This is a genomic window from Ventrimonas sp., assembly GCF_048380235.1.
Taxonomy (GTDB): Bacteria; Bacillota; Clostridia; order Lachnospirales; family Lachnospiraceae; genus Brotaphodocola.
Window position 1 is genome coordinate 84,667 of record NZ_DBFCCJ010000008.1, and the last position, 9,971, is coordinate 94,637.

The 9,971-nt window shown below is 51.6% G+C and carries 7 protein-coding genes; 5 read left to right on the top strand and 2 right to left on the bottom strand.

The features are described 5' to 3' along the window. The first annotated feature begins 122 nt into the window (after nucleotides 1-122). The 5 genes from rfbA (at nucleotide 123) to leuA (ending at nucleotide 6,379) form a co-directional block, all read left to right on the top strand. Nucleotides 123-1,025, top strand: a complete 903-nt coding sequence (gene rfbA, locus ACMP1L_RS01135) for a glucose-1-phosphate thymidylyltransferase RfbA (RefSeq protein WP_118531284.1) — start codon at nucleotides 123-125, stop codon at nucleotides 1,023-1,025. A gap of 20 nt (nucleotides 1,026-1,045) precedes the next feature. After that, nucleotides 1,046-2,074 (top strand): dTDP-glucose 4,6-dehydratase, encoded by a 1,029-nt coding sequence (gene rfbB / locus ACMP1L_RS01140; protein WP_118531286.1) that lies wholly within the window; start codon nucleotides 1,046-1,048, stop codon nucleotides 2,072-2,074. A 35-nt stretch (nucleotides 2,075-2,109) separates the two neighbouring features. Next, nucleotides 2,110-2,955 (top strand): dTDP-4-dehydrorhamnose reductase, encoded by an 846-nt coding sequence (rfbD, locus tag ACMP1L_RS01145; RefSeq protein ID WP_418451753.1) that lies wholly within the window; start codon nucleotides 2,110-2,112, stop codon nucleotides 2,953-2,955. 78 nt (nucleotides 2,956-3,033) lie between these two features. Beyond that, entirely contained in the window at nucleotides 3,034-4,404 is a 1,371-nt protein-coding gene (gene glmM, locus ACMP1L_RS01150) for a phosphoglucosamine mutase (RefSeq protein ID WP_177304638.1), read from the top strand. A 301-nt stretch (nucleotides 4,405-4,705) separates the two neighbouring features. Beyond that, nucleotides 4,706-6,379: a 2-isopropylmalate synthase gene (leuA, locus tag ACMP1L_RS01155; RefSeq protein ID WP_177304639.1), complete on the top strand. Its 1,674-nt coding sequence runs from the start codon at nucleotides 4,706-4,708 to the stop codon at nucleotides 6,377-6,379. 64 nt (nucleotides 6,380-6,443) lie between these two features. Here leuA and ACMP1L_RS01160 read toward each other — a convergent pair whose 3' ends face one another. Together ACMP1L_RS01160 and ACMP1L_RS01165 are read right to left on the bottom strand one after the other, a co-directional pair. Next, nucleotides 6,444-7,628 carry a PspC-like choline-binding domain-containing protein gene (locus ACMP1L_RS01160; RefSeq protein ID WP_177304640.1) on the bottom strand — a complete coding sequence of 395 codons (1,185 nt, stop codon included), beginning with the start codon at nucleotides 7,626-7,628 and terminating at the stop codon, nucleotides 6,444-6,446. A gap of 109 nt (nucleotides 7,629-7,737) precedes the next feature. Continuing rightward, complete coding sequence (locus ACMP1L_RS01165; RefSeq protein ID WP_177304641.1) at nucleotides 7,738-9,513, bottom strand: sugar phosphate nucleotidyltransferase; 1,776 nt, start codon at nucleotides 9,511-9,513, stop codon at nucleotides 7,738-7,740. Between the last annotated feature and the right edge of the window lie 458 nt (nucleotides 9,514-9,971).

The window sequence follows — 9,971 nt, forward strand, 5'->3', positions numbered from 1 at the left end:
GTCTCTTACCGGCCCCAGATTGCAATATCGGCGCATCTGTGGTATAGTACAAACTAGCTTAAACTGTCCGTTTGTACAAAAGAGACCCGGGCGGTATTTTATGTTTTTAAAAGGAGAAAACTATGAAAGGTATCATTCTGGCAGGCGGCTCAGGCACCCGTCTGTATCCGCTGACCAAGGTAACATCCAAGCAGTTGCTTCCGATTTACGACAAGCCTATGATCTACTATCCGCTGTCCGTTCTTATGAACGCCGGCATCCGGGAGATCCTGATCATCTCTACTCCGGTAGACACGCCGCGATTTGAGGCGCTTCTGGGAGACGGCCATCAGTTTGGCGTGGAGCTGTCCTATGCGGTACAGCCGAGCCCGGACGGACTGGCACAGGCCTTTATCATCGGCGAGGAGTTCATCGGCGGAGAGCCGGTTGCCATGGTACTGGGAGACAACATCTTCCACGGCCAGGGCTTAAAGAAGCGCCTGCGCGCGGCAGCTGCCAAGGAAAAGGGCGCAACCGTATTCGGCTATTACGTAGACGATCCGGAGCGCTTCGGTATCGTAGAATTCGACGATCAGGGCAAGGCCGTTTCCATTGAGGAGAAGCCGGAGCATCCGAAGTCCAACTACTGCGTGACCGGCTTGTACTTCTACGACAACCGCGTGGTTGAGTATGCCAAGAGCTTAAAACCGTCTGCCCGCGGTGAACTGGAAATTACGGATTTAAACCGTATTTACCTGGAGAACGGCGAGCTGGATGTAACACTTCTGGGGCAGGGCTTTACCTGGCTCGACACCGGTACCCATGAGTCCCTGGTGGAGGCTACCAATTTTGTAAAGACCGTAGAGACCCATCAGCACCGCAAGATCGCATGTCTGGAGGAGATCGCCTACTTAAACGGCTGGATCACGAAGGAGCAGGTTCTGGAAACCTACGAGGAGTTAAAGAAGAACCAGTACGGCCGCTACTTAAAAGATGTTCTGGACGGCAAATATATCGACAAGCTGCACGGCAACGACATGAAGTAAAAAGAAAAGAGGAACAGACCATGACTATCATCGTAACAGGCGGCGCCGGCTTTATCGGCTCCAACTTCGTTTACCATATGTTAAACAAGTATCCGGATTACCGGATCGTGTGCGTGGACTGCCTGACCTACGCAGGCAACTTATCCACCCTGGAAGAGGCATTAAAAAATCCGAACTTCCGTTTCTGCAAGATCAACATCTGCGACCGCGAAGCCATTTACAAGCTCTTTGAGGAGGAGCACCCGGATATCGTGGTGAACTTCGCGGCAGAGAGCCATGTAGACCGCTCCATTGAGAATCCGGAGATCTTCCTGGATACCAACATCAAGGGTACCGCAGTGATGATGGATGCCTGCCGCAAGTACGGCATCAAACGTTACCATCAGGTATCCACCGATGAAGTATACGGAGACCTTCCGTTAGACCGCCCGGACCTCTTCTTTACCGAGGAGACCCCGATCCATACCAGCAGCCCCTACAGCTCCTCCAAGGCAGGCGCTGACCTCCTGGTGCAGGCATACCACAGAACCTACGGTCTGCCGGTCACCATCAGCCGCTGCTCCAACAACTACGGTCCGTACCACTTCCCGGAGAAGCTGATCCCGCTTATGATCGCAAACGCGCTGGCAGACAAGCCGCTTCCGGTGTACGGCGAGGGCTTAAATGTCCGCGACTGGCTGTATGTAGAGGATCACTGCAAGGCTATCGACCTGATCATCCACAAGGGTCGTGTCGGTGAGGTTTACAACATCGGCGGCCACAACGAGATGAAGAATATCGATATTGTCAAGCTCATCTGTAAGGAGCTGGGCAAGCCGGAAAGCCTGATCACTCACGTTACTGACCGCAAGGGTCACGACATGCGTTACGCCATCGACCCGACCAAGATCCATAACGAGCTGGGCTGGCTGCCGGAAACCAAATTTGCAGACGGCATCAAGAAGACCATCAAGTGGTATCTGGAGAACCGTGAATGGTGGGAGACCATCATCTCCGGCGAGTATCAGAATTATTATGAGAAAATGTACGGCAACCGCGAGGAAGTATAATCCTGCGGCAGTCATATTCAGAAAGAGGAAACAGCATGAAGGTTCTGGTAACAGGAGCAAAAGGCCAGCTTGGAACTGACCTGATGAACGAACTGGCAAAGCGCGGCATCGAGGGCATTGGCGTGGATGTCCAGGAGATGGATATCACCGACGCGGAAGCCTGCAGACGCGTCATTAAAAATTCCGGCGCAGACGCAGTCATCCACTGTGCCGCATATACTGCAGTAGATGCAGCTGAGGATAACGTAGACCTTTGCCGCCGCATCAATGGCGAGGGCACAAGAAATGTGGCTCAGGCCTGCAAAGAGGCAGATGTAAAGCTTATGTACATCAGCACGGATTATGTGTTTGACGGCCAGGGCACCCGCCCGTGGGAGCCGGACGACGAGCGCCATCCGTTAAATGTATACGGTCAGACCAAGTACGAGGGTGAGCTGGCAGTAGAAGAGCTGTCCGATAAATATTTTATCGTGCGCATTGCCTGGGTATTCGGCGTGGCAGGAAAGAACTTCATTAAGACTATGCTGCGCCTTGGCAAAGAGCGCGGGGCAGTCAGCGTGGTAGATGACCAGATTGGTTCCCCGACCTACACCTACGACCTGGCAAGACTTCTGGTCGACATGATCCAGACCGACAAGTACGGCCGCTATCACGCCACCAACGAGGGTCTGTGCAGCTGGTACGAGTTCGCCAAAGAGATTTTCCGCCAGGCAGGCATGGATGTGCCGGTCACCCCGGTCAGCAGTGACGCGTTTCCGGCCAAGGCAACCCGTCCGTCCAACAGCCGTCTGAATAAAGACAAACTCAGCGAGAACGGATTTGAGCGCCTTCCGGCATGGCAGGACGCGCTGGGCCGCTTCTTAAAAGAAATCGAATACTAATATACAAAAGGTTCCCGGCGGCGCAGGTGTGCCTGCCGGGAATTTCAGGTTTCAATCTGAAAAGAGGAGAGCAGAGCAATGGGAAAATATTTTGGAACTGATGGCTTCCGCGGGGAAGCAAATGTCAATTTAACGGTAGAGCATGCCTACAGGGTAGGCCGTTTCCTGGGCTGGTATTACGGACAGCGCGCGAAAAAGACCGCAGACAATCCGGAGGGCCGCTGCCGCGTAGCCATCGGAAAGGATACCAGACGAAGCAGCTACATGTTTGAGTACTCCCTAGTAGCAGGTCTCACCGCCTCCGGCGCGGATGTTTATCTGCTTCATGTCACCACCACCCCGAGTGTATCCTATGTGGTGCGCACGGAAGAGTTCGACTGCGGCATCATGATCTCTGCCAGCCACAACCCATACTATGACAACGGCATCAAGGTCATCAACGGCAAGGGCGAGAAGCTGGAAGAGGACGTTATCGTAGAAATCGAGCGCTACTTAGACGGGGAGATGGAAGAGATTCCGTTTGCCTTAAAGGATGCTATCGGCCGCACCACCGACTACGCTGCAGGCAGAAACCGCTACATCGGTTACCTGATCTCCATTGCCACCCGTTCCTTCAAGGGCAAAAAAGTGGCTCTGGACTGCGCAAACGGCAGCGCATCTGCCATTGCAAAGAACGTGTTCGATGCTCTGGGAGCAGAGACCCATGTCATCAACAACCATCCGAACGGTTTGAACATCAACACCGACTGTGGCTCCACCCACATCCATGTCCTGCAGGAGTATGTAAAGGAATCCGGCTGTGACGTAGGTTTTGCTTACGACGGTGACGCAGACCGCTGCATCGCGGTAGATGAGAACGGCAGTGTGGTAGACGGTGATCTGATCCTCTACATCTGCGGCAAGTACATGAAGGAGATTGGTACCCTGCGCAACAATACCGTAGTTACCACCATCATGTCCAACTTCGGCCTTTACAAGGCATTTGACCGGGAAGGCATCTCCTACGAGAAGACCGCAGTCGGTGACAAATACGTGTACGAGAACATGTCCCAGTACGGCAACTGTCTGGGCGGCGAGCAGTCCGGCCACATCATCTTCAGCAAGCACGCCACCACCGGTGACGGCATCCTGACCTCCTTAAAGGTGATGGAGGTTATGCTGGAGAAGAAGGAAACTCTGGGTAAGCTGGCCTCTGAGGTGGAGATTTTGCCGCAGGTGCTGAAAAATGTCCGCGTCAAAGACAAAAAGGCAGCGCAGGATGACCCGGCAGTCCAGGCAGAGGTGGCAAAGGTCACTGAGACCCTGGGCGCAGACGGACGTATCCTGCTCCGTCAGTCCGGCACCGAGCCGGTTGTGCGTGTCATGGTAGAAGCGCCGACTACCGGGCAGTGCGAGATGCTGGTAGACCAGGTGATCGAGGTTATGAAGGCACAGGGACACGTGCTGTAAAAAGCGAGAGTTGCGAGAGAAGAACGCATGGAATTCATGAACGATGTTTGATGAATTTCATGCGTTTTTGTTTAAATTGATTTATCTGGAAAAATATGCTATTATATGGATTAACGTATCAAATTTTTCAAGAAAAGGAATGATGAAAGATGGGGCTGAATCGATAGGATCAGTATTGTTCATTGTCCGCTTTTATGGCGTGATCGAGCGACTGCCCGTCATGGGCTGAGCACGAAATCACCGTAATACGAAAATATCGCAGCATATAACAGGACAACGGACAAATTGGAGGAAATGAATTATGTTAAACATCGCTAAGTACAAAAGAAACCCGGTCGTACACTACCCGGAGCGCGAGTGGCCAGACAAGGAAATCGAAAAAGCGCCGATCTGGTGCAGCGTCGACTTACGTGACGGCAACCAGGCACTGGTAGAGCCTATGGTAGTAGAAGAGAAGATCGAGTTCTTCAATATGTTAGTCAAGCTGGGCTTCAAGGAAATCGAGATCGGTTTCCCGGCAGCATCCCAGATCGAATATGACTTTTTAAGACAGCTGGTAGAGCGCCGTCTCATTCCGGATGATGTCCGCGTGCAGGTTCTGGTACAGTGCCGCGAGCATCTTATCAAGAGAACCTTCGAGGCTATCCAGGGTATCAAAAAGGTAGTGGTACATATTTACAATTCCACCTCTACCCTGCAGCGTGACGTAGTTTTCCACAAGAATATGGAAGAGATCAAGCAGATTGCTATCGAGGGCACTGAGCTGGTCAAAAAATATGCCAAGGATTATGACGGCGACTTAATGTTAGAGTACTCCCCGGAGAGCTTTACCGGCACCGAGCTTGAGTACGCAATGGAAGTCTGCACCGCAGTCCAGGATACCTGGGGCGAGGCAACTCCGGAGAAGCCGATCATCTTTAACCTGCCATCTACCGTGGAGATGAACACTCCGAACGTATACGCAGACCAGATCGAGTGGATGCACAAGCACTTCAAGAACCGCGAGAGCGTGATCTTAAGTGTACATCCGCACAATGACCGCGGCACCGGTGTGGCAGCAACCGAGCTGGCACTTCTTGCAGGCGCAGACCGTGTCGAGGGAACTCTGTTCGGCAACGGTGAGCGTACCGGTAACGTGGATATCTTAAACATTGCTTACAATATGTTCTCCCAGGGCATCGATCCGAAGCTGGACATTGAGAACGTCCGTGAGATCGCAGAGGTGTACGAGCGCTGCACCAAGATGACCATCGATCCGCGTCATCCGTATGCAGGAAAGCTGGTATTTACCGCATTCTCCGGCTCCCATCAGGATGCTATCAACAAAGGCTTACAGGCTCTCCATGAGAGAAACAGCCAGTACTGGGAGGTTCCGTACCTTCCGATCGATCCGTCCGATATCGGCAGACAGTACGAGCCGATCGTCCGCATCAACAGCCAGTCCGGAAAGGGTGGCGTAGCCTTCGTTATGGATACCTTCTACGGCTTCAAGCTGCCGAAGGGCATGCACAAAGAATTCGCGGATGTCATCCAGAAGATTTCCGAGCAGCAGGGTGAGGTTGCTCCGGAGCAGATCATGGAAGAGTTCCGCAAGAATTACCTGGACAAGAAAGAACCGATCCACTTCCGCAAGTGCCAGATCACCGATACCGAGTCTGCAGACGGCGAGTTTGCAACCCTTGCCAAGGTTACCTATACCGATCACGGCATGGAGAAAACCTTCGAGGGCGTCGGCAACGGCCCGATCGATGCGGTACAGCGCGGCCTGGAAGAAGCACTCGGCGTCCAGATCAAGGTACTGGACTACAACGAGCACGCTCTGAACTCCGGCTCCAACGCACAGGCAGCATCCTACATCCACTTAATGGACAAGGACAGCGGCAAGGTGACCTATGGTGTCGGCGTGAGCTCCAACATCACCCGGTCTTCCATCCGCGGTATCTTCAGTGCCGTGAACAGACTGTTCTTCTCATAACTGAACTGAAAACAAAAATGGGAATGCGCATCGCGCATTCCCGTTTTTGTTTTACAGTACGGTCTTAAGGTCTTGGACCTGTGGTCAGGCCGGCTTTCAACAGGCCATTCACATAATTGGAGCTGCTGCCGGAGCTGCTCTGGCTCGTGCTTCCGGAAGGAGCAACGCCGTTAAAGCTGGGATCGTTCTGGCCGGTAGCCGGACCGGTGGAAACATATTCGTTGTTGCTCTGATTCGAAGAGGAGCTTCCTGGCGTAGTGCTTCCGGATGTACTGCCCGGAGAAGCAGAAGGAGAGGCAGAAGAAGCTGTACTGCTTCCCGGAGCGCTGCTGTTTGAGGAATTGCTTCCCGGAATGGCAGTGGTATTGTTGCTGCCGGAAGTATTGCCATTCACGTTCAGGGCATTGCCTCCGCTGGTGGTGCAGGCACCATTTGCGGCAAAGGTGTAAGAAATGCCGTCAATCTTCAGCGTGGTGTTTGCTGCCATGCGTCCCTTGTCAGACGGATTTAGATAATAGTAGGTCCCGTCTACCTGGATCCATCCGGTCAGCTTGTGACCGGAATTGTTGAAATAGTAATAAGAACCTTCAATCTGCTTCCAGCCGGTAGACATGCGTCCGTTTGCCGGATCCATGTAGTAGCTGTTGGTGCCGTCACTGAGCCATCCGATGAGCATCCGGCCATCGGTGTGGAAATAGTAGTATGCGCCATCCACCTGCTGCCATCCGGTGAGCATCTTTCCATCCTTGCCGAACATATACCAGCTGTCATTGATCTCTCTTGCGAGATCCACGGTGCATTTTCCGTCGTTTGGGTCAAAGTAATACCAGCCGTTGTCCATGTTGACCCAGCCGGTGGCCATGGCACCGCTGTCGCCCAGGTAGTAGTAGACATTGTCAATGCTTACCCAGCCGGTATGCATGGTGCCGTCAGTCAGCAGGTAGTAATACTTGCCGTTGTCCTTCACCCATCCGGTCGCCATAACGCCGTTGCCCTGGAAATAGTACCACTTATTGTTGATCTTCTCCCAGCCAACCGTCATTTTGCCGGTGGATAAATTCAGATAATAATAGCCGTTTTCTGTGTTGAGCCAGCCCTTGTGCAATTCCCCGTTCGCGTCATAATAGTAATAGGTGCTGCCATTCTGCTGCCATCCGGTGGCAGCGTAAGCAGTTACGCCGGAAAAAAGGCTCATAGCACCGATGAATCCGGTCATGGCTGCTGCTGTCAGTCTTTTTGCGTGCTTCATACCATCCTCCTGTTTCGTACAATACATGATCGCGGCGTGTCTCTGGTGCCTGCAATCCTTCGATATTTCGATTATAGCATAGCCCTGTCTGAAAATGGTAACATTTTTCTTACAACAAACAAACCTTTTTGTAATAGGTTTTCGCATACCGGTACATGATGAGCGTATATTCTCCAAACTCTTCTCCCAGAGAAGCCTTATATACGGCCCACAGCGCCCATAAGAATCCACCCAGCGCAATGTAGGAATAAACGATTTTGCGTTCTTTTGTCTCCGGTTCCCGCCCGAAATAAATCTGCATTAGTTTTTCGGTTGCTGCTTCATCATAATAGGAATAGATGGCACACATGCTGAGATCGATCAGCGGATCGCACATTCCGGCATATTCCCAGTCAATGAGGCGCACAGAACCGTCCGGCAGGAACAGGAAGTTATCGGCCACACTGTCAATGTGAGAGAGAACCCTTGGACGCTGCATGGCATCCAGCTGATCCATCAGCTCGTTCATGTGACTGCGGACCTCGGCATAATCCTCAAAACGGGTGCCGCCATGTGCCGCGCATAGCCCCTCATAGAATGCAATCCGCTCCCGGATATTAAATTCATGAGCTACAGTTAGCCCGGAATTGTGCAGGCGCTGCACCAGCTCCATGCATTTTGCAACATCATCCCAGTCATCCGCCCGGGAATTGCGTGCCCCCTCATAGTATTCGGCAATCTTGTAGCCGGTATCGCCGTTCATATAGATGATATGCTCCGAAATATGCAGCGGCTGGATGGTGCGGTATACCTCCGCCTCCTCCTTCCGGTTGATCAGCAGTTCGGTACCCGGACCGGGAATGCGGCAGATATAATGTCTGCCCTGCAGCTGGAACAGGAAAGATTTGTTGGTCATTCCGGATTTCAGACAGCGGATATCGTGGATTTCCGACTCCGGCACTTCAAAAACCTGAGAAACCAGCTCCAGCGCGGTATTATCAGAATGATTCTGGTAGCGGGGATCAAACCGGCGCAGCTCCTCCAGATTTTCAAATTCATAAATCTGATGCTCCGGCTGCCGGTTGATATCCATCTCCAGCGTATCCAAGTGTTCGATCAGCACATTCTCCCAGTAAAACTGCTCCGTGCCGGGGGTGTGGTAATACTGCTCCAGAAGAGGCAGAAACTGTTCGGAGAACGATGCGGAAAAGAACACCGGTCCGTACATGACCCAGGAATCGTGCCCGCCCACTTCCACATGGGTGATGCGTCCCTTTTTGTTAAAGGAAAGACACCATTCCGACGTATCCCCCTCCATATAAGAAGAAGCATACCAGGCACCACACTCGTAAGCGTGAAACATATTGTCCCGCAGCCAGTTGTCGGAAGAAAGGATGTACATGTTTTTGCCCGCCAGCACCTTTCTGGCGCGGTAAATGGTGGTCAGCGTATTCTTGCTGGCATATTCCGGATTATAAAGCAGCTTTACCTGATACTTGTCGATCAGGTATTCAAACTTTTCCTTCAGATACCCTACGGCAATGGTAATATCCGTGATGCCGACCTCATGCAGCTGCCGGATCTGGCGCTCAATCATCCGCTCACCGAACACCTCCAGCAGCCCTTTCGGTGTTTCAAACGTAAGCGGAACAAAGCGGGAACCAAATCCCGCGGCAATGATCAGCGCGCCGTCCACCTTAAACTGCTCCAGAAAATCATCCCCGGCTCCCGTCAGCTCATAGGTGCCTGCCACACTTTTGCCCTGGGCAATGAGCCGTTTCTGCATAGCCTCCTTAATTAAGGTGTTCACCGTGCCGACAGAAAACCCCGTTTTCTGTGCCAGATCCCTCTGCGTACTGCGCGGATCTTCCTTTATATAACGACAAATCAAACCAATCCGATCCATTGAAAAACCTCCGTAAATGTTCAAAAATCAATAAAAATAGGAATATATGAACACTATAGCACAAAGCAGCGAACAGGTACAGCCCACAAACAAAATTGTACGGATATAAGTACATATTTCGGAAAAACTATAGGTTTCGTAAGGTTTTCGTAAGAAAACGCTTAGGGTTTCGTTATAGCATTTCGGAAAAAACTATATTATACTGTCAGTGTGATGGAGAGATGGAAACTTCCAGAAGCAGTTACATAGATTTGCATTTATTCCTAAACACAGAAAAAATGTAAAAAACTATTGATAATTTGCCTTATAGGAAGTATAATCGTCTCGTAATGCAATTTAGGAATTTCGTAGCAAATTCAAAAAAGTAAAAAGGAGAGTGCATTCATTATGAGAAAGCAGACTAAAGTAGTTGCAGTTGCATCTGCAGCAGCTCTGTTAGCTATCGGTGGTGCTATGAC

What these genes read in the sequence shown, in the direction of transcription:
- rfbA (WP_118531284.1), top strand. Translation starts at nt 123, where the DNA reads ATGAAAGGTATCATTCTGGCAGGCGGCTCAGGCACCCGTCTGTATCCG.
- rfbB (WP_118531286.1), top strand. Translation starts at nt 1,046, where the DNA reads ATGACTATCATCGTAACAGGCGGCGCCGGCTTTATCGGCTCCAACTTC.
- rfbD (WP_418451753.1), top strand. Translation starts at nt 2,110, where the DNA reads ATGAAGGTTCTGGTAACAGGAGCAAAAGGCCAGCTTGGAACTGACCTG.
- glmM (WP_177304638.1), top strand. Translation starts at nt 3,034, where the DNA reads ATGGGAAAATATTTTGGAACTGATGGCTTCCGCGGGGAAGCAAATGTC.
- leuA (WP_177304639.1), top strand. Translation starts at nt 4,706, where the DNA reads ATGTTAAACATCGCTAAGTACAAAAGAAACCCGGTCGTACACTACCCG.
- ACMP1L_RS01160 (WP_177304640.1), bottom strand. Translation starts at nt 7,628, where the DNA reads ATGAAGCACGCAAAAAGACTGACAGCAGCAGCCATGACCGGATTCATC.
- ACMP1L_RS01165 (WP_177304641.1), bottom strand. Translation starts at nt 9,513, where the DNA reads ATGGATCGGATTGGTTTGATTTGTCGTTATATAAAGGAAGATCCGCGC.